We start from the raw sequence: 17,286 nt of genomic DNA, 5'->3' as shown, positions 1-17,286 counted from the left end.
GTTCTAGACTCCCGCACATGAAGATCGATTTCGTCTCCGATGTCTCCTGCCCGTGGTGCGCCATCGGCCTCGCCTCGCTCGAGACCGCGCTCGAGCGCCTCGGCCCCGACGTGCCCGTGACGCTGCACTTCCAGCCGTTCGAGCTGAACCCGCAGATGGCGCCCGAGGGCGAGGACACCAACGAGCACATCGCGAGGAAGTACGGCATGCCCGCCGAGCAGGTGCAGAAGAACCGCGAGGCCATCCGCGAGCGCGGCGCGGCGGTCGGCTTCACGTTCAACATGGACAAGCGCTCGCGCATCTACAACACGTTCGACGCACACCGGCTGCTGCACTGGGCCGAGGTGCTCGACGAGGAGCAGGGCACCACCGGCGAGAACGCGCTGGCGCTCAAGCACGCGTTCCTCAAGGCCTACTTCACCGACGGCCAGGATCCGAGTTCGCACGACACCCTCGTGCGCTACGCGACGGACGCCGGCCTCGACGGCGACCAGGCGCGCGAGGTACTGACGAGCGGCCGCTACACCGCCGAAGTGCGCGAGCGCGAGCAGTACTACCAGCAGCGCGGCATCCACTCGGTGCCGTCCATCATCATCGACGACAAGCACCTGATCCAGGGCGGCCAGCCGCCGGAGCTGTTCGAGCAGGCGCTGCGCCAGATCGCCGCGCATCCCGCGGCCTGAGAACCTGCGAGGGCGCGCTACTTGTAGCTTTGCAGGTGGATCGAGGTCTCGGTGTTGCCGATGCCCTTGATCAGCCGGACGCGCTCGAGCACCGCCGCCAGGTCGGCCAGGTTGGCGGAGCGGATCTCGGCGAGCAGGTCCCAGCGGCCGTTGGTGTCGTGCAGTTCGCCGATGCCCGGCTCGCCCAGCAGGATGCTGATGACCTCGCGCGTCTGGTTGCCTTCGACGGCGATGCTCATCCACGCGATGATCTCGTTGTGCTCGATGTCGGGCCGCAGCCGCACCGTGTAGCCGACGATGGTGCCGTCGTCCTCGAGCTTGGTGATGCGGTTGTTGACGGTGCCGCGCGACACCCCCAGCCGGTGCGCCAGCGTGGCGACGGAGGCGCGTGCGTCGGTGCGAAGCAGGGCGATCAGTTGCTGGTCGAGGGTGTCCATGGCCGTAAAGATCCCATCAAGAGAAATTGACGAAATGACAGCAGAGGCTGTCGATATGTCAAATTATTGATCGAATCGAAGCACTAGTGCCCATTTCGCTTGCCGCGAGGTCACGAAACAATCTCCCTATCGACAACGGAGACATTTCATGACGACCTTGCTCACCACTCGCGACATCGGCGCCATCGTCGCCGCGAAGGGCCTGGCCGCCTGCCTGGGCACGCTGGTCTCGTACCTCGAGGAAGACTTCGCCCGCTGGGGCGAGTTCGACAAGTCGGCGCGCGTCGCCAACCATTCGAAGGACGGCGTGATCGAGCTGATGCCCATCTCGGATGCCAGCCTCTACAGCTTCAAGTACGTCAACGGCCATCCGAAGAACACGCGCGCCGGCCTGCCCACCGTGATGGCCTTCGGCCTGCTGGCCGACGTCGACACCGGCCGGCCCGAGCTGCTCAGCGAACTGACGCTGACGACGGCGATGCGCACGGCCGCGACCTCGGTCATGGTCGCGCGCCGCCTCGCGCGCCCGGACAGCCGCGTGATGGCCGTGATCGGCAACGGCGCGCAGAGCGAGTTCCAGGCGCTCGCCTTCCACCTGCTGATGGGCATCTCGGAAGTGCGCCTGTTCGACGTCGATCCGCGCGCGACGGCCAAGCTGGTCGCCAACCTCGACGCCGCCGCGCCCTCGCTCAAGATCACCGTCTGCGCGAGCACCGCCGAGGCCGTGCGCGGCGCCGACATCGTCACCACCGTGACCGCCGACAAGACCAACGCCACCATCATCACGCCCGACATGCTGCAGCCGGGCCAGCACATCAACGGCGTGGGCGGCGACTGCCCGGGCAAGACCGAGCTGCACGCCGACGTGCTGCGCGCCGGCGCGGTGTTCGTCGAGTACGAGCCGCAGAGCCGCATCGAAGGCGACCTGCAGCAGATGCCGGCCGACTTCGCCGTCACCGAGTTCTGGCGCGTGCTCGCGGGCGAGGCGCCGGGCCGCGTGTCGGTCGACCAGGTCACGGTGTTCGACTCGGTGGGCTTCGCGCTGGAGGACTTCTCCGCGCTGCGCCTGCTGCGCGACCTGGCCGTCGAGCTGGGCCTGGGCCGCACGATCGACCTCGTGCCGGAACTGGCCGACCCGAAGAACCTGTTCGGCGCGCTGCGCATGCCGGCCGTCACCGGCCTGCCCGAGACGCTGCGCGTGGCGATGGCGCTGTAACGTTCGCGACGCCGCGCCCGGCGCGGGCGGTGACAATCGCCGCTTCCGTCAACGCCGAGGCGCCATGATCATCGTCCACCACCTGAACAACTCGCGCTCGCAGCGCATCCTCTGGCTGCTCGAGGAACTCGGGTTGCCGTACGAGATCAAGCGCTACCAGCGCGACGCGAAGACCATGCTCGCGCCGCCCGAGTTGCTCAAGGTGCATCCGCTGGGCAAGTCGCCGGTGATCACCGACGGCGACATCACGGTGGCCGAGTCGGGCGCGATCGTCGAATACCTGCTCGACGCCTACGGCGAGGCCTCCGGCCTGCGCCCGGCGCGCGGCACGGCCGACTTCCGCCGCTACACCTACTGGCTGCACTTCGCGGAAGGCAGCGCGATGCCGCCGCTGGTGATGAAGCTGGTGTTCGAGAAGATCAAGTCGACGCCGATGCCGTTCTTCGTCAAGCCGATCGCGCGCGGGATCTCCGACAAGGTGCTGAGCAGCTTCGTCGACCCGAACCTGGCGCGCCAGATGGCCTTCATGGAGGGCGAGCTCGCCGAAGGACCCTGGTTCGTCGGTGCGAACTTCGGCGCGGCCGACATCCAGATGAGCTTCCCGGTCGAGGCGGCGAACCAGCGCGCCGGCCTGAGCAAGGCCAGGACGCCGCGCCTGCTGGACTGGCTCGCGCGCGCACATGCGCGTCCCGCGTACCAGCGCGCGCTCGAGCGCGGCGGCAAGTACGACTTCGCCTAGGCCGAGGCCTTGGGCTTCGGCTTGAAGATGTGGACGACCTCGCCGCGCGCGAGCATGTCCACCAGCTGCGCGATGCGCTTCGCGCGGGTCTCCGCCCTGACGGCCGTCTGCACCCGCCACAGCACCGCGTAGCGGTTGGACGCGTTGATCGTCGCGAAGAACGCCTTCGCATTCGGGCTCGCAGCCAGCGCGGCCTGCAGGTCGTCCGGCACGGTCGACGTGCGCGCGCCGTCGTAGGCCTGCGCCCAGCGGCCGTCGGCCCTGGCGGCGTCGATCTGCGCCTGGCCGGCGGGCTGCATGCAACCGGCCTCGGTCAGCGCGGCGCACTTGTCGATGTTGATCTTCGACCAGATGCTGCGCGCGCGCCGCGGCGTGAAGCGCTGCAGGAAGTGCTGGTCGTCGAGGCCCTTCTTCTGGCCGTCGATCCAGCCCCAGCACAGCGCGATCTCCACCGCCTCGGGGTAGGTGACGCTGGGCTCGTCGGCGCCCTTCTTGGCGATCATCAGCCACAGGCCGTCGGACTTGGCATGGTTCTTCTTCAGCCAGGCCTCGAAGGCCCTGGCGGACTTGAACAGCGTCGGGGCGGTGTCGGGATGCGCGGTGGGCATTTCAGTCGGGCCTGGCCGATGGCGGTCACGGGCGAGTCTATCCAAACAACGGAGCGCAGCGCATCCGCGCACCGGGCCACGCTCGAAAAAAGGCCCGGCGGAACCGATTCCGCCGGGCGGAACACCCGACTTCTCCCCGAGCGATCGAATGACTATTCGGCGGTCGCGAGGAACTGCTTCGAGATCGACGCGAGCTCTAAGCGCATGCGCATGTGCCGAAAGATGGAGACGCCACCGTCAGCGCCCGCGCTGCATCCGCTCGCTGACCCAGTCGACGAACACGCGCACCCGCGGCGACAGCTGGCGCGAGTGCGGATAGAGCACCGACACCGGCAGCGGCGCGGGCCGGTACGCGGCCAGCACCTCGCGCAGCGTGCCGTCCGCCAGCGCGGCCTCGACGTGGTAGCGCGGCAGCTGGATCAGCCCCAGGCCGGCCTGGCAGCACTGGACGTAGGCGTCGGCGTGGCGCACCGTGACGCCGCCGCGCAGGTTGACGCTGCGCGCCTGCCCGTCGACAAGGAAGTCGAACGGCAAGGCCTTGCCCGAGGCGCCGGCGTAGTTCACGGCGCGATGGCGCGCGAGATCGGCCGGCGTCTTCGGCGTGCCATTGGCCTTCAGGTAGGCCGCGCTCGCGCACGTCACCTGCGCCAGCATCGCCACGCGCCGGCCCACCATGCTGGAGTCGCGCGGCTCGCCGGCGCGCAGCACGCAGTCGATGCCCTCGCGCACCAGGTCGACGATGCGGTCGCCGAGGCCGATGTCGATCTCGATGTCGGGATAGCGCTCGAAGAACCCGCCGATGTGCGGCAGCAGGAAGTGCGTCGCCAGCGTGCCCTGCAGGTCGACGCGCAGCTTGCCCGACGGCCTGACCGCGCTGCGGCTGAACGCGTCCTCGGCCTCCTGCAGGTCGGCCAGCAGCCGCACGCAGCGTTGCAGGAAGGCCTCGCCGTCGGGCGTCGCGCTGACGTGGCGCGTGGTGCGCTGGAGCAGGCGCACGCCCAGGCGCTTCTCGAGCTGCTGGATCGTGTGCGTGACGGTGGCGCGCGGCAGCTCCAGCTGCTCGGCCGCGCGCGTGAAGCTGGCCAGCTCGGCCACCTTCACGAACACCTGCATGGCCTCGAAGCGATCCATTCGATTGTTGATGTGGGTTGAACAGTGATGGCAAATCTAGCTCATTTATCCCGAAACGGCAAAACAGAACAATCCATTCCACTGACTCGCTGAACACCTCAGGGGCCAGAACCACCCAACCCCACGGAGCGCACCATGAACACCAGCACCATCAACACCGCGATCATCGGCGCCAGGCAGGTCGCCATCGTCACCGGCGCCGCGCGCGGCATCGGCGCGGCCATCGCCCGGCGCCTGGGCCGCGACGGCTACGCGGTCGTCGTCAACTACGCGGGCAGCGCCGACGAGGCCGCCGCGGTCGTCGACGCCGTCTGCGAGGCCGGCGGGCAGGCCGTCGCGGTCAAGGCCGACGTCTCGAACCCGGCCGACGTGCGCCGCCTGTTCGACGAGGCCGTCGCGCAGTACGGCGGCGTCGACGTGCTCGTCAACAACGCCGGCATCATGCCGCCCGGCCTGCCCACGCTGGCCGACACCGACGACAGCACCTTCGACGCGCTGCTGGCCGTCAACGTCAAGGGCAGCTTCAACACGATGCGCGAGGCCGCGGCGCGGCTGCGGCGCGGCGGCCGCATCGTCAACTTCTCGACCAGCGTCGTCGGCCTCGCGATGCCCGGCTACGCGGTCTACGCGGCGACCAAGAGCGCGATCGAGACGATGACCCACATCCTCGCCAAGGAGCTGCGCGGCAAGGGCATCACCGTCAACGCCGTCGCGCCCGGCCCGACCGCCACCGCGTTGTTCCTGGACGGCAAGACGCCGGAGCAGGTCGAGCGCCTCGCCAAGGCCGCGCCGCTCGAACGCCTGGGCCAGCCCGAGGACATCGCCAACAGCGTCGCGCTGCTCGTGGGCCCCGATGCGGCCTGGATCAACGGCCAGGTCGTGCGCGCCAACGGCGGCCTCGTCTGACATCGCCCCTCGCCAACGAAAGGAACCCTCATGAACAGCGTCATCCTCGTCACCGGTGCGTCCACCGGCATCGGCCGCCTCACGGCCGTCTCGCTGGCCGCCGCCGGCCACATCGTCTACGCCAGCATGCGCGACATCGCGGGCCGCAACGCCTCGCACGTGCGCGAGCTGCGCGACTGGGCCTTCGCGCACGGCCACGACCTGCGCGCCGTCGAACTCGACGTGCTGTCGCAGGACTCCGCCGACGCGGCCGTCAGGACCATCGTCGCCGAGCAGGGCCGGCTCGACGTCGTCGTGCACAACGCCGGCCACCTGGTCATCGGGCCGACCGAGGCCTTCACGCCGGAAGAAATGACCCGCGTGTTCGACACCAACGTGTTCGGCGCGCAGCGCGTCAACAAGGCCGCGCTGCCGGTGCTGCGGGCGCAGCAGTCGGGGCTGCTGCTGTGGGTCGGCAGCACCACGACGCGCGGCGGCTATCCGCCGTTCATGGGGCCGTATGCCGCGGCCAAGGCGGCGATGGACTCGATCGCGGTGACGATGTCCTACGAGCTGACCCGCTTCGGCGTCGAGACCTCCATCGTCGTGCCGGGCGCGTTCACGTCGGGCACCGCGCACTTCCCGAACGCCGGCAGGCCGGCCGACGCGGCGACCGCGGGGGCCTACGCGCGCTACGACGGCGTGATGGACCAGGTCGGCGCGAAGCTGTCCGCGCTGATGCCGCCGGACGCCGATCCGCAGGCCGTGGCCGACGAGATCGCGCGCATCGTGTCGCTGCCCGCGGGCGAGCGTCCGTTCCGGTCGGTGGTTGACTTCCTCAATGACGGCGCGGGCGAGGTGACCGAGGTCGCCGAGCGCGTGCGCGCGGAGTTCGCGCGCCGCCTCGGCATCGCCGACCTGCTGGCGATCAGTGCACGTTGACGATGTCGCGGTGCATCGGGGCCAGGCGCGCGAGCAGCTGGTTCTGCGTCGCGAAGGGCACGTGCTGCGCGTCCATGGCGGCCTGCAGCACCTCGACGAGCGCGTTGAAGTCGCCCTTCGAGATGTCCATGTCCTGGTGCGCCGTCTTCATCGGCAGGCCCGTGTAGACGCACGGTCCGCCCGAGACCACGCAGAACTGTTCCTCCAGCATCTGCTTCAGGTGCGCCTGGTTGGTCTTCCTGAAGAACTCGCTGGTGCGCGGATCGGCCACCAGGCGCGGCACGAAGTCGTCGACGATGGCATCGATGCCGGGCCGGGCGCCGAGGGCGCGGAACAGCGTGTCGTCGGCGGCCGGTGCCGATTGCGCGTGGGCGGCGGTCAGCGCGAGCGCGGTGCCGATCGCGACGATGGCGAGAAGGGTCTTGTTCATGGCGGATCCTCGGTTCAGAACGCGATCTGCGCGGACGCGTAGCCGCCGTCCTGCTTCTTCGTCGCGACGGCCGGCACGATGTGGCCCAGCTGCACCCAGGCCACGGTCAGCGAGATGCTCTTCGTGGGCGCCCACGCGGTGAACACGTCCCACCAGTCGTCTTCCTTCAGGCCCGCGCCCAGCGGCGACGGGTTCAGGTTGTCGGGCTTGCGGCGGTACTCGGCGCCGAAGGCCAGCTTGCGGTTCGCGAGCCAGGCGGCCGAGAACTCGGGCTCGAGCCGGTACCTGTCGTTGCCCGTGCCGCCGAAGCCCAGGAGCCCGTTCTGGTTGGCCTTGGTCGCGCGCAGCGTGCCATTGACGAGGATGCCCTGCGCGAGGAACAGCTTGGTGGCGCTGACGTAGACGTCGACGCCGTTGGTGCGCGCGCCGAGTGCGTGCAGCGTGGGGTCGAGTCCGCCGGCGTCGGCCTGCTTCCATTCGACGCCGGCCGCGACCTGCGGCAGCCAGCGATCGCTGTCCAGCACCGCGTCGCCGAACAGGCGCGCCTTGGCGCCGAACACGATCGTCTTCAGATGCAGGCCGGGCAGGCCCAGCGCGCGGCCGGTGGCCTCGGTCGCGAAGTCCTGGCGCGCGATCGAGACCTCGACGCGATCGTCGAACGCCAGCATCAGGCCCTGCACCTGCATCGTGTAGTTGCGCGTGGAGACGACCGACGCCGTGGCCGCGACGCCGAACTCGCCCTCGGTCGCGTTGGTGCCGATCACGGCCCAGGGCGTCAGGCCGCCGCCGGCCGCGCCGTCGATCGTCGTGACGCCACCCGTGAGCAGCAGCTTGTCGGTCCCGGCGTGCGCGCGCGGATGGGCCAGCGCGAGCGCGGCGGCGGCGAGCAGCGGCAACGTGATCGCGATGCGCGATCGGTGCGAGACGTCGACGGGAAGGGCTTTCGGCGGCATGGGGGCTCCGGTGGACATCAGCTGTGGCGGCGACGTGGCTTGGACGGCGTGAAGTTGAGCGTCGCCTCGAGGATCGCGCTGGCGCCGGCGATCTGCTTCTGGCTCGCCGGCTGGTCGGCCAGCTGCTCGGGGCTCCACGTGCGCAGGTCGGCCGCGCCTTCGGGCACGTCGGCGATCGTGGCGAGGCCGTTGGCGTCGGTCACCGCGACCCACGGCGTCTCGCTGACGAACAGGTGGCCGCGCATCGAGCTGTGCAGGTGGCAGCCCAGGACGACGACGCCTGGCCTGTCGAACTTCACCTCGGCGCTCGCCGCCTTGCCGCCCGTCATGGCGGCCAGGCGCATCTCGAAGTCCTTGGCCGGCGCGACGTTGCCGAACGGGCCGCCCGGCTCGGAGCGCAGGTGGTGGTCGTATGGATCCTCGTTCGAGAAGCGCACGGTCGTCCCGACCGGCACCGCGGTGAGGTAGGGCACGAAGTGGATGTCGCGCTGCGCGATGACGACCGGTGCCGGCGGCGGCTTGCCCGCGCCCGGATGCGCCGGCATCAGCTGCACGACGACGTTGGGCGCCGGCTGGCCATCGGCGCCGTGCACGGCCACGGTGACGGTGGCGGCATGCGCCCGGAACGCGAGCAGCAGGCTGCAGGCGGCGAGCAAGGGCAGGCGAGTTCGGGTCATGAATCGAATGTACGAACGGCCCGGCCGGACGGATGCAGGGAGACTGCGTCGACGAGGCCTTGCGGCCATCGTGGAACGCCGCGCCGTGAACGAGTTGGCATTTGCAGCGGCCCGCGCGCCACGAAGGTGAATAATCGACGCATGACCGACGTCCTCGACCCGCTGCTCGACGCCACGTTCAAGGGCTATCCGCACGGCGCCGCGCCGTTGCCGCGGTCGCGGGTCGGCGCGCAGGGCTGGAACGTGCTCGCCGGCGACCTGCCGCTGCCGCTGGCGGTGATCCGGCGCGACGCGCTGGCGCACAACATCGGCTGGATGCAGCGCTTCGCCGACGACGCCGGCGTGCGCTTCGCGCCGCACGGCAAGACGACGATGTCGCCGCAGCTGTTCCGGCGCCAGCTCGATGGCGGCGCGTGGGGGCTGACGTTCGCCACCGTCACGCAGATGCAGGCCGGGCTCGCGGCCGGCGCGCGCAACATCCTCATCGCCAACCAGGTGCTGGACGCCGCCGACCTCGGCGCGATCGCCGCGCTGCACGACACGCATCCGGACGTCCGCGTCGTCTTCCTGCTCGACTCCGAGGCGCAGCTGGCGCTGATCGAGGCGGTGTCCGTCGACCGGCCGTTCGAGGTGCTGCTGGAGGTGGGCGTCGCGGGCGGGCGCACGGGCGTGCGCGCGCATGACGCGGCGCTCGCGCTGGCGCGCCGCGCGCACGACAGCTCCGCCGTGACGCTGGCGGGCATCGAGTGCTACGAAGGCCTGGGCAACACCGGCCGCAGCGAGGACGACCGTCCGGCCGCCGACGACCTGATGGATCGCGTCGAGCGACTCGCGCGCGCCTGCGACGCCGAGGGCCTGTTCGGTGCCGACGAGGTGATCGTGTCGGCCGGCGGCTCGGGCGTGTTCGACCTGGTCGTGCCGCGATTGCGCGTGGGGCTGGCCAGGCCGGTCGCCGGCCTGCTGCGCTCGGGCTGCTACGTCACGCACGACCAGGGCCACTACCAGCGGCTCGTCCACGCCGTCAACCAGCGCCTGGGCTGCAGCGACGCGCAGGGCCTGCGTGCCGCGCTGGAGGTGTGGGCGCTCGTGCAGGCCATGCCGGAGCCGGGCCTGGCGATCCTGGCCGTCGGCAAGCGCGACATCTCGTACGACCTGGGCATGCCCATCCCGCTGGCCACCTGCGCGCGCGCCAGCCGGGCTTGCGTGCCGGTGCCTGAAGGCTGGTCCGTGCAGAAGCTGAACGACCAGCATGCCTACCTGCACCTGACGTCGGACACGCAGGGCCTGCGGGTCGGCGACCGCGTCTGCCTGGGCATCTCGCATCCGTGCACGACGTTCGACAAGTGGCGCTGGATGGCCATCGTCGACGAGGACTACACCGTCGTCGATGCCATCGTCACCTGCTTCTAGAAGATCGACCGCCCCGTGATGTCCGTGAACCGCTCCAGCGCCAGCGACCCCGCGAGCGAGTTGCCCGAGGGCTCCAGCGCCGGCGACCAGACGCAGACGCCGCACTCGCCGGGCATCACCGCGACGATGCCGCCGCCCACGCCGCTCTTGGCCGGCAGGCCGACGCGGAAGGCGAAGTCGCCGGCGGCGTCGTAGGTGCCGCAGGTCAGCATCAGCGCGTTCAGGCGCTTGGCCATGCTGGTGCTCAGGATGTTGCCCTGGCCCGCGGGGTGCGTGCCGCCGTGCGCGAGGAAGGTGACGGCGCGTGCGAGCTCGACGCAGTTCATCTCGATCGCGCAGTGGCGGCAGTAGGCGTCGAGCACTTCGCCGACCGGATTGTTCAGGTTGCCGAACGCCTTCATCAGGTGTGCCATCGCGGCGTTGCGGTGCGAGGTGCGGCGCTCCGATGCGGCGACGGCGCGGTTGTAGTGGACTTCGCGGTTGCCGCACAGCGGGCGCAGGAATTCGACGACGGCGTTCTCGGGCACGGCGTAGCGCGTGCACAGGATGTCGGTGCACACGAGCGCGCCCGGGTTGATGAACGGATTGCGCGGCTTGCCGTTCTCTGCCTCGAGCTGCACCAGCGAGTTGAACGGCGTGCCCGACGGCTCGCGGCCGACGCGCGTCCACACCTTCTCGTCCTCGAGCTGCAGCGCCATCACCAGCGTGAACAGCTTGGAGATCGACTGGATCGAGAACGGCTGGCGCGCGTCGCCCACCGTGAAGACCTCGCCGGCGATGGTGACGACCGCCATGCCGAAATGATGCGGCGAGACGCTGGCGAGTTCGGGGATGTAGCTGGCGACCTTGCCCTGCCCGATGACGGGCGCGAGCTCGTGCGCGATCTGTTGCAGGACTTCGGCGTAATCCATGGCGAGGCGGCGGGCCGCGGTGAGGCTGTCGGGAAGCAGTATCGCGTGTGGCGGGACGCCGCGGGAAGCCCGACAATCACGCCACAAGGCCAAGCCAGGAGGAGCCACCCATGTTGATCTCGGTCGTCAATCGAAGCCTTCACCTGTCCGATGGCGAGCTGCAGAACGCAGTGCGCGCGATCAACCGCCAGCTGGAAGAAGACTTCTTTCCGCACTGGCAGTTCGGCGCGCGCCTGCGCGTCGACAGCGCCGGCCGCGTGCCCTCGCAGCGCGAACGCAAGGTCGACCTGCCCGTGCTGCCGGGCCGTCGCGGCGACGCCGTCATCTACGTCCAGGACAAGCCGACGATGTCGGCCACCGAGGGCTACCACGACGGCAACAACGACGACGTGCCGTTCGGCTTCGTGTTCCTCGATGTCTGCACCACCGGCGCCGACTCGTGGACGGTGGCGCTGTCGCACGAGGCCATCGAGCTGGTGGGCGATCCGCTGAACAACCTGCTGGTGCAAGGCCCCGACCCGACCGACCACCGGCGCCTGGTGTTCCATCAGTTCGAGCTGTGCGACGCGGTCTCGGGCGAGTGCTACGAGATCGAGGGCGTCAACGTGCAGAACTTCCTGCTGCCGGGATGGTTCGCGCGCAAGGTCGTCGAGGGCGGGCGCAACGACTTCCTGGGCCGCGTCCAGCCCGGCGCGTCGCTGGCGCCGTTCTCGATCGCCGCGGGCGGCTACCTGATGTACTGGGACGACGCCAAGCCCGAAGGCCGGAAGTGGACGCCGCACTACGACACCGGCGACGGCATGGCCGGCCGCAAGGTCGAGGCCAAGATGGCCGCGAAGGGCAGCCGCCTGGGCCGGCGCTGCCACCACGGCTGACGCGTCAGGTCAACGCGCCACCATCTTCCACGCCACGAACAGCAGCACCAGCGCGATCGTGATGCGCAGCGGGGCGACCGGCGCGCGGGTGCTGATCCACGAGCCCACGATGACGCCGGGGATCGATCCCGCGAGCAGGTTGAGCATCAGGCCGAGGTTGACGTCGCCCAGCGCCAGGTGGCCCAGGCCGGCGATCAGCGTCAGCGGGATCGCGTGGGCGAGGTCGGTGCCCACCAGCTTGCCGCCGATCAGCCGCAGCGGGTAGAGATACACCAGCATCGCGGTGCCGAGCGCGCCGGCGCCGACCGAGGTCAGCGTCACCATCGCGCCCAGCAGCACGCCGCACGCCACCGTGAGCCAGGGCTGCATCGCCTTGAAGCGCGCGCTGTCGCCGAGCCGGAAGCGCTTGCCGAGCGCGTGGATCGGCTCCTTGAACAGGATGCCCAGCGCGGTGACGATGAGCGCGAGGCCCAGCGTGAACGTGATGACGCCGGCGCGCAGCTGGCCGACGTGCGCGAAGTGCATCCAGGCCAGCGTCAGCGCCGCGGCGGGCAGGCTGCCCAGCGCGAGCCGGCGCACCACCTGCCAGTCGACGGTGCCCGCCCGGTGGTGCACGGCGGTGCCGAACAGCTTGGTGATCGAGGCGTAGAGCAGGTCGGTGCCGACGGCCGTGGTCGGGGCGACGCCGAACAGCATCACCAGGATCGGCGTCATCAGCGCGCCGCCGCCCACGCCGGTGACGCCGACGATGGCGCCCACGAGCAGGCCTGCAACGCCGTGCATGAGATCGAAGTTCAACGCGGGACCTGCAAGAGAAACGGGTGGACGGAAGGACGGCTTCGGAGCTGCGGCGTGTGACGGCACGCGCGGATGCAGGTCGAAGACGGCATTCTGCGGGTGGCCGTTATGCGGAAAGCGATGAACGATAGCCGAGCCGCGTGCGCCCCGTTTCCCGCCGGGCCCGCGACCGCTTAAAGTCGGCCCATTCCCGCCAGGACTCCGGCCATGACCCTGCCCATCGATTTCCCCCACATCACGCGAGCCCACCTGCTGTCGCTGCTGCGCGCCGCGCCCAAGGCCGAGCTGCACATCCACATCGAGGGCTCGCTGGAGCCCGAGCTGATCTTCGAGCTGGCCAGGCGCAACGGCATCGTGCTGCCGTACGCCAACGTCGAGGCGCTGCGCGCGGCCTACGCGTTCACCGACCTGCAGAGCTTCCTGGACGTGTACTACGCCGGCGCCAGCGTGCTGATCACCGAGGCCGACTTCGACGCCATGGCCTGGGCCTACTTCGAGCGCGCCGCGCGCGACAACGTCGTGCACTGCGAGATCTTCTTCGACCCGCAGACGCACACGGCGCGCGGCATCGACATGGGCGTCGTCATCCGCGGCCTCGACCGCGCCGCGAAGCGCGCCGAGGCCGAGCTGGGCCTGAGCGTGCGCCTGATCCTGTGCTTCCTGCGCCACCTGAGCGAGGACGACGCGCTGGCCACGCTGGAGGCGGCGCTGCCGTACCGCGACAAGTTCATCGGCGTCGGCCTGGATTCCAGCGAAAGGGGCCATCCGCCGGAAAAGTTCGAACGCGTCTTCGCCCGCGCCCGCGAGCAGGGGCTGCACCTGGTGGCGCACGCCGGCGAGGAGGGCCCGCCGGCCTACATCTGGTCGGCGCTCGACACGCTGCGCGTGGAACGCATCGACCACGGCGTGCGCTGCGTCGAGGACCCCGAGCTGGTGGCGAGGCTGGCGCGGGAGCGCGTGCCGCTGACCGTCTGCCCGCTGTCCAACGTCAAGCTGTGCGTGTTCGACGACCTCGGCAAGCACAACCTCCCCGCGCTGCTCGCGGCGGGCCTGCGCGTCACCATCAATTCCGATGATCCCGCCTACTTCGGCGGCTATCTCAACGACAACTTCGTTCAGTTGTTCGAATCCTTGCCGCAACTGACGGCCCACGATGCCTACACGATGCTGCGCAACAGCTTCGAGGGCTCCTTCGTCGACGACGAGGACAAGGCACTCTGGGTCGAGGAGCTCGATTCCGTCTTTGCGGCGGGCGAGCCGTGATTTTGTTGTAGGGAGATCTCGATCGGGGCTCAGCTTGGCTTAAGGTCCCCTTCAGGAACGGCCGAAATGACGAAAGTCGCCGCACGTGGCGGCGCGTCATCTTCGGAACCGTCCATGAATAGCCTGAGCATCAAGACACGTCTCGTCCTGCTGGTCGGCAGCCTGTTGATCCTGTTGATCGTGGCCGCCAGCTTCACCGTCTTCCGCATGAAGGCCAGCAACGAATCGCTGGGGTCGCTCTACAACGACCGCGTCGTGGCCCTCGAGCAGCTCAAGCACGTGGGCGACGGCTACAACGACGCGGTGGACATCGCGCACAAGGTCGGCGCCGGCTCGCTCGCGGCTCCGGCCGCCGCGGCGCAGCTCAAGACGGCGCAGGGCAGGATCGCGCAGCGCTGGAAGGAATACGCGGCGTCCAGCCTCGACGACGAGGAAATCCCGCTGGTCAGGCAGGCCGCGCCGCTGATGGCCAAGGCCGACGCGGTCGTGGCGCAGCTCGGCGCGCTGCTCGACAAGGGCGACGCCGAAGGCGTGCGCACCCTGGCCGCCGGCCCGCTCTATCCGGCGATCGACCCGGTGGCCGACATCGTCGACAAGCTCGCCGCCGTGCAGCTCGATGGCGCGGGCGCCGAGTTCCATGCGGCGCAGAAGCTCTACACGATCGTGCTCTGGTCGACGCTGGCCATCAGCGGCGCGGTGCTCGTGGTCTCGGCGCTGGTGGGCCTGAGCCTGATCCGCTCGATCGCGGGCGGCATCGGCAAGGCCGTGAAGGTGGCGCAGACGGTGGCGTCGGGCGACCTGGGCTCGGAGGTCGTCGTCGACCGCCGCGACGAGATCGGCACGCTGCTGTCGGCGCTGAAGCTGATGAACGAGAGCCTCGTGGGCATCGTCGGCGACGTGCGCAACGCGTCCGGGTCGATCGCCACCGGCTCGGCGCAGATCGCCACCGGCAACCAGGACCTGAGCCAGCGTACCGAGGAACAGGCGAGCAACCTGCAGCAGACGGCCGCGTCGATGGAGCAACTCACGGCTACCGTCAAGCACAACGCCGACACGGCGCGGCGCGCCAGCGAGCTGGCCGAGGGCGCGTCGACGGTGGCCGCGCAGGGCGGCGAGGTGGTGGGCCAGGTCGTCGCGACGATGGACGGCATCACCGACAGCTCCAGGAAGATCACCGACATCATCGGCGTGATCGACGGCATCGCGTTCCAGACCAACATCCTCGCGCTCAACGCCGCGGTCGAGGCGGCGCGCGCCGGCGAACAGGGGCGCGGCTTCGCGGTCGTGGCCAGCGAGGTGCGCTCGCTCGCGCAGCGCTCCGCGACGGCCGCCAAGGAGATCAAGGTGTTGATCGGCGAGAGCGTCGGCAAGGTGGAGAACGGCACGCGCCTCGTCGCCGACGCCGGCCGCACGATGAACGACATCGTCGACCAGGTCAGGCGCGTGAGCGCGCTGATCACCGAGATCAGCGACGCCAGCGACGAGCAGTCGCGCGGCATCGGCCAGATCGGCGACGCGGTGGCCCAGCTCGACCAGGTCACGCAGCAGAACGCCGCACTGGTGGAAGAGTCCGCCGCCGCGGCCGAGAGCCTGCGGGTGCAGGCCGACGGCCTGGCCCGGACCGTCGCGACGTTCCGTCTCTGAGCTACCAGCCGTCGGGCTGGACGAACGCCGGATTGCGCAGCGACGTGATGATGTGGGCGCGCCAGGCGCCGTCGATGAACAGGTAGTCGGGCGCCAGGCCTTCCTTGTGGAACCCCAGGCGCTCCAGCACGCGCGCGCTGCGCAGGTTCTCGGGCCGATAGGCGGCCTGCACGCGGTGCAGGTTCACGCGCGGCGAGAACACCTCCTCGAGGCCGGCGGCGATCGCCTCGCTCATCAGCCCCTGGCCGACGTAGGCCTCGTCGAGCGCGTAGCCGAGCATCGCGCTCTGGAACGCGCCGCGCGAGACCTGGCTGAAGTGCAGGCTGCCGATCACCTCGACGTCCGACGACGGCAGGCGCGCGCCGCCGCAGCGCGTCGCGTCGATCAGCCACCAGCGGTAGGCCGTGTCGTTCTGGAACGCCGTGATGCCGAGTGCGACGCGCGCGGCCTGCGCCTCGGGCGTGTAGAACGAGTCGGCGGTCGGTGGATCCCAGCGCGCGAAGTGCGCCCGGTTGCGGCGCTGGAACTCGCAGACGGCCGGCGCGAGGCCGGGGTCGCCGGCGACGAGGCGCAGGCGCGCCGTGGTGATCTCGTAACGGGCGAGTGGGGCGATACCCAGCATGGACAGGCAGGACGGGCGCGATGCGCGACGGCTTGCATCGTACCTGCCCGGGCTGTGGGCGAGGCTGCCCCCTCACATGGCGGCGGCGGCCTCGACGTCGTCCGCCAGGGCGCGCGCGTCGGCGCCGAACGCGTACGCGTCCATGCCGAGGTGGCCGCCCGCCACGCTCGCGTGCAGGCGGATCGGCACATCCTCGGCCCCGCCCGCGCCGGCCGCGATGAACCACGGCAGCAGGTGCTCGTCGGTCGGATGCATGAACGACGCCTCGGGGGCCAGCGTTCGGTACTGCCACAGCGCGCGCCAGTCGCGCGCGGCGGAGCGGTCGGCGAACCAGGCGCGGAACGCGGCGCTGGCCGGAAGCTCGGGCACGTCACCGGCGCGCGGCAGGCCCAGGCGCAGGTTGTGCGTGATGGAGCCGGTGCCGACGATCCACACGCCCTCGTCGATCAGCGGGCTCAGGGCGGCGCCCAGCTCGAACAGCTGCTCGGGCGTGCGGTCGGGCGGGAACGCCAGCGGCAGCACGGGGATGTCGGCGCGCGGGCGGATGTCGCGCAGCGGCACCCAGATGCCGTGGTCGAGCCCGCCGGCGTCGGCATGCTCCACCTCGATGGCGGCCCATTGCAGCAGCTGCTCGACGTGCGGCGCGAGACAGGGCACGCCGGCGACGTCGTAGCGCAGGTCGTAGAGCGCCTGCGGGAAGCCGCCGAAGTCGTGCACGGCCTCGTGGCGCGCGCCCGCGAGCGTGACGGCGCGCCGCGCCAGCGTGTGCGCCGACAGCGCGACGATCGCGCTGGGCGCGGCGCCGCCGGCGGCCACGCGGGCGTCGATGGCGCGGCCGAGCGCGCGCCAGAACGCGCCGGCCGGGCCGGCGTCCAGCGCCGTCATCGGCGAGCCGTGCGAGAGGAAGACGGGGGCGTAACGGGTGTCCATGGGGCTATTCGATCACCGGGTCGGGACGCTGCCGTTCGAAGCGATTGGCGACGCTGTTCAACAGTGTTGACGAATCGGGCCGCGTCCGCGCGTGACATTCCAAAGCCCGAATCGCCCGATCCGCGCCGGGCG

Annotated in this window: 19 protein-coding genes; 9 read left to right on the top strand and 10 right to left on the bottom strand. The window is 70.3% G+C overall.

Going from position 1 to position 17,286, the window contains the following annotated elements; genetic code table 11:
- Nucleotides 1-17: 17 nt before the first annotated feature.
- A complete protein-coding gene (locus LPC04_RS03440; protein WP_275680780.1) occupies nt 18-683 on the top strand; it encodes a DsbA family oxidoreductase in 666 nt (221 codons plus the stop codon).
- Nucleotides 684-700: 17 nt separating this feature from the next.
- Here the strand turns inward: LPC04_RS03440 and LPC04_RS03435 are convergent, their stop codons facing one another.
- Nucleotides 701-1,120 (bottom strand): Lrp/AsnC family transcriptional regulator, encoded by a 420-nt coding sequence (locus LPC04_RS03435; RefSeq protein ID WP_275680779.1) that lies wholly within the window; start codon nt 1,118-1,120, stop codon nt 701-703.
- 148 nt (nt 1,121-1,268) lie between these two features.
- Here LPC04_RS03435 and LPC04_RS03430 point away from each other — a divergent pair, with 148 nt between their 5' ends.
- A complete protein-coding gene (locus LPC04_RS03430) occupies nt 1,269-2,336 on the top strand; it encodes an ornithine cyclodeaminase (RefSeq protein WP_275680778.1) in 1,068 nt (355 codons plus the stop codon).
- A gap of 64 nt (nt 2,337-2,400) precedes the next feature.
- On the top strand, nt 2,401-3,075 hold the full coding sequence (locus tag LPC04_RS03425; protein ID WP_275680777.1) for a glutathione S-transferase family protein: 675 nt from the start codon (nt 2,401-2,403) through the stop codon (nt 3,073-3,075).
- On the opposite strand, the gene LPC04_RS03420 is transcribed toward LPC04_RS03425, so the two are convergent.
- The gene (locus LPC04_RS03420; protein ID WP_275680776.1) at nt 3,072-3,683 is read right to left on the bottom strand and encodes a YdeI/OmpD-associated family protein; all 612 of its coding nucleotides are present in this window, start codon (nt 3,681-3,683) and stop codon (nt 3,072-3,074) included. The two genes, LPC04_RS03425 and LPC04_RS03420, sit on opposite strands and share 4 nt — an antisense overlap.
- Before the next feature lie 237 nt (nt 3,684-3,920).
- Nucleotides 3,921-4,814 carry a LysR family transcriptional regulator gene (locus LPC04_RS03415; RefSeq protein ID WP_275680775.1) on the bottom strand — a complete coding sequence of 298 codons (894 nt, stop codon included), beginning with the start codon at nt 4,812-4,814 and terminating at the stop codon, nt 3,921-3,923.
- A gap of 135 nt (nt 4,815-4,949) precedes the next feature.
- Here LPC04_RS03415 and LPC04_RS03410 point away from each other — a divergent pair, with 135 nt between their 5' ends.
- Together LPC04_RS03410 and LPC04_RS03405 are read left to right on the top strand one after the other, a co-directional pair.
- Entirely contained in the window at nt 4,950-5,720 is a 771-nt protein-coding gene (locus tag LPC04_RS03410) for an SDR family oxidoreductase (RefSeq protein ID WP_275680774.1), read from the top strand.
- 30 nt (nt 5,721-5,750) lie between these two features.
- A complete protein-coding gene (locus tag LPC04_RS03405; protein WP_275680773.1) occupies nt 5,751-6,641 on the top strand; it encodes an SDR family oxidoreductase in 891 nt (296 codons plus the stop codon).
- Here LPC04_RS03405 and LPC04_RS03400 read toward each other — a convergent pair.
- Genes LPC04_RS03400 through LPC04_RS03390 form a run of 3 tightly spaced genes read right to left on the bottom strand, consistent with a single transcriptional unit; the run spans nt 6,628 to nt 8,701 of the window.
- On the bottom strand, nt 6,628-7,071 hold the full coding sequence (locus LPC04_RS03400) for a group I truncated hemoglobin (RefSeq protein WP_275680772.1): 444 nt from the start codon (nt 7,069-7,071) through the stop codon (nt 6,628-6,630). The genes LPC04_RS03405 and LPC04_RS03400 overlap by 14 nt on opposite strands.
- Nucleotides 7,072-7,085: 14 nt before the next feature.
- Nucleotides 7,086-8,024, bottom strand: a complete 939-nt coding sequence (locus LPC04_RS03395) for a DUF3034 family protein (RefSeq protein ID WP_275680771.1) — start codon at nt 8,022-8,024, stop codon at nt 7,086-7,088.
- Nucleotides 8,025-8,041: 17 nt separating this feature from the next.
- Nucleotides 8,042-8,701: a cupredoxin domain-containing protein gene (locus LPC04_RS03390; RefSeq protein ID WP_275680770.1), complete on the bottom strand. Its 660-nt coding sequence runs from the start codon at nt 8,699-8,701 to the stop codon at nt 8,042-8,044.
- Nucleotides 8,702-8,842: 141 nt separating this feature from the next.
- On the opposite strand from LPC04_RS03390, the gene LPC04_RS03385 reads away from it, so the two are divergent.
- Nucleotides 8,843-10,111 (top strand): alanine racemase, encoded by a 1,269-nt coding sequence (locus LPC04_RS03385; RefSeq protein ID WP_275680769.1) that lies wholly within the window; start codon nt 8,843-8,845, stop codon nt 10,109-10,111.
- Here the strand turns inward: LPC04_RS03385 and LPC04_RS03380 are convergent.
- Nucleotides 10,108-11,022 carry a glutaminase gene (locus LPC04_RS03380; RefSeq protein ID WP_275680768.1) on the bottom strand — a complete coding sequence of 305 codons (915 nt, stop codon included), beginning with the start codon at nt 11,020-11,022 and terminating at the stop codon, nt 10,108-10,110. The two genes, LPC04_RS03385 and LPC04_RS03380, sit on opposite strands and share 4 nt — an antisense overlap.
- Nucleotides 11,023-11,132: 110 nt before the next feature.
- On the opposite strand from LPC04_RS03380, the gene LPC04_RS03375 reads away from it, so the two are divergent.
- Nucleotides 11,133-11,897, top strand: a complete 765-nt coding sequence (locus LPC04_RS03375; protein WP_275680767.1) for a hypothetical protein — start codon at nt 11,133-11,135, stop codon at nt 11,895-11,897.
- A gap of 9 nt (nt 11,898-11,906) precedes the next feature.
- Here the strand turns inward: LPC04_RS03375 and LPC04_RS03370 are convergent, their stop codons facing one another.
- On the bottom strand, nt 11,907-12,680 hold the full coding sequence (locus LPC04_RS03370) for a sulfite exporter TauE/SafE family protein (RefSeq protein WP_275681914.1): 774 nt from the start codon (nt 12,678-12,680) through the stop codon (nt 11,907-11,909).
- A gap of 222 nt (nt 12,681-12,902) precedes the next feature.
- On the opposite strand from LPC04_RS03370, the gene LPC04_RS03365 reads away from it, so the two are divergent.
- A complete protein-coding gene (locus LPC04_RS03365) occupies nt 12,903-13,958 on the top strand; it encodes an adenosine deaminase (RefSeq protein WP_275680766.1) in 1,056 nt (351 codons plus the stop codon).
- A gap of 114 nt (nt 13,959-14,072) precedes the next feature.
- Complete coding sequence (locus LPC04_RS03360; RefSeq protein WP_275680765.1) at nt 14,073-15,602, top strand: methyl-accepting chemotaxis protein; 1,530 nt, start codon at nt 14,073-14,075, stop codon at nt 15,600-15,602.
- A gap of 1 nt (nt 15,603) precedes the next feature.
- On the opposite strand, the gene LPC04_RS03355 is transcribed toward LPC04_RS03360, so the two are convergent.
- Together LPC04_RS03355 and LPC04_RS03350 are read right to left on the bottom strand one after the other, a co-directional pair.
- The gene (locus tag LPC04_RS03355; RefSeq protein ID WP_275680764.1) at nt 15,604-16,224 is read right to left on the bottom strand and encodes a GNAT family N-acetyltransferase; all 621 of its coding nucleotides are present in this window, start codon (nt 16,222-16,224) and stop codon (nt 15,604-15,606) included.
- Between the two features lie 72 nt (nt 16,225-16,296).
- Entirely contained in the window at nt 16,297-17,154 is an 858-nt protein-coding gene (locus tag LPC04_RS03350) for a DODA-type extradiol aromatic ring-opening family dioxygenase (protein ID WP_275680763.1), read from the bottom strand.
- Nucleotides 17,155-17,286: the final 132 nt, after the last annotated feature.

It is taken from the genome of Scleromatobacter humisilvae (assembly GCF_023231945.1).
In the GTDB taxonomy this organism is placed as follows: domain Bacteria; phylum Pseudomonadota; class Gammaproteobacteria; order Burkholderiales; family Burkholderiaceae_C; genus Scleromatobacter; species Scleromatobacter humisilvae.
This window is presented reverse-complemented; position numbering and strand designations above follow the sequence as displayed.

Bases quoted from the DNA above. Each gene is read 5' to 3' on its own strand.
- LPC04_RS03395 (WP_275680771.1), bottom strand. From the start codon at position 8,024: ATGCCGCCGAAAGCCCTTCCCGTCGACGTCTCGCACCGATCGCGCATC.
- LPC04_RS03415 (WP_275680775.1), bottom strand. From the start codon at position 4,814: ATGGATCGCTTCGAGGCCATGCAGGTGTTCGTGAAGGTGGCCGAGCTG.
- LPC04_RS03440 (WP_275680780.1), top strand. From the start codon at position 18: ATGAAGATCGATTTCGTCTCCGATGTCTCCTGCCCGTGGTGCGCCATC.
- LPC04_RS03435 (WP_275680779.1), bottom strand. From the start codon at position 1,120: ATGGACACCCTCGACCAGCAACTGATCGCCCTGCTTCGCACCGACGCA.
- LPC04_RS03430 (WP_275680778.1), top strand. From the start codon at position 1,269: ATGACGACCTTGCTCACCACTCGCGACATCGGCGCCATCGTCGCCGCG.
- LPC04_RS03405 (WP_275680773.1), top strand. From the start codon at position 5,751: ATGAACAGCGTCATCCTCGTCACCGGTGCGTCCACCGGCATCGGCCGC.
- LPC04_RS03385 (WP_275680769.1), top strand. From the start codon at position 8,843: ATGACCGACGTCCTCGACCCGCTGCTCGACGCCACGTTCAAGGGCTAT.
- LPC04_RS03355 (WP_275680764.1), bottom strand. From the start codon at position 16,224: ATGCTGGGTATCGCCCCACTCGCCCGTTACGAGATCACCACGGCGCGC.
- LPC04_RS03380 (WP_275680768.1), bottom strand. From the start codon at position 11,022: ATGGATTACGCCGAAGTCCTGCAACAGATCGCGCACGAGCTCGCGCCC.
- LPC04_RS03400 (WP_275680772.1), bottom strand. From the start codon at position 7,071: ATGAACAAGACCCTTCTCGCCATCGTCGCGATCGGCACCGCGCTCGCG.
- LPC04_RS03350 (WP_275680763.1), bottom strand. From the start codon at position 17,154: ATGGACACCCGTTACGCCCCCGTCTTCCTCTCGCACGGCTCGCCGATG.
- LPC04_RS03410 (WP_275680774.1), top strand. From the start codon at position 4,950: ATGAACACCAGCACCATCAACACCGCGATCATCGGCGCCAGGCAGGTC.
- LPC04_RS03390 (WP_275680770.1), bottom strand. From the start codon at position 8,701: ATGACCCGAACTCGCCTGCCCTTGCTCGCCGCCTGCAGCCTGCTGCTC.
- LPC04_RS03420 (WP_275680776.1), bottom strand. From the start codon at position 3,683: ATGCCCACCGCGCATCCCGACACCGCCCCGACGCTGTTCAAGTCCGCC.
- LPC04_RS03370 (WP_275681914.1), bottom strand. From the start codon at position 12,680: ATGCACGGCGTTGCAGGCCTGCTCGTGGGCGCCATCGTCGGCGTCACC.
- LPC04_RS03365 (WP_275680766.1), top strand. From the start codon at position 12,903: ATGACCCTGCCCATCGATTTCCCCCACATCACGCGAGCCCACCTGCTG.
- LPC04_RS03425 (WP_275680777.1), top strand. From the start codon at position 2,401: ATGATCATCGTCCACCACCTGAACAACTCGCGCTCGCAGCGCATCCTC.
- LPC04_RS03360 (WP_275680765.1), top strand. From the start codon at position 14,073: ATGAATAGCCTGAGCATCAAGACACGTCTCGTCCTGCTGGTCGGCAGC.
- LPC04_RS03375 (WP_275680767.1), top strand. From the start codon at position 11,133: ATGTTGATCTCGGTCGTCAATCGAAGCCTTCACCTGTCCGATGGCGAG.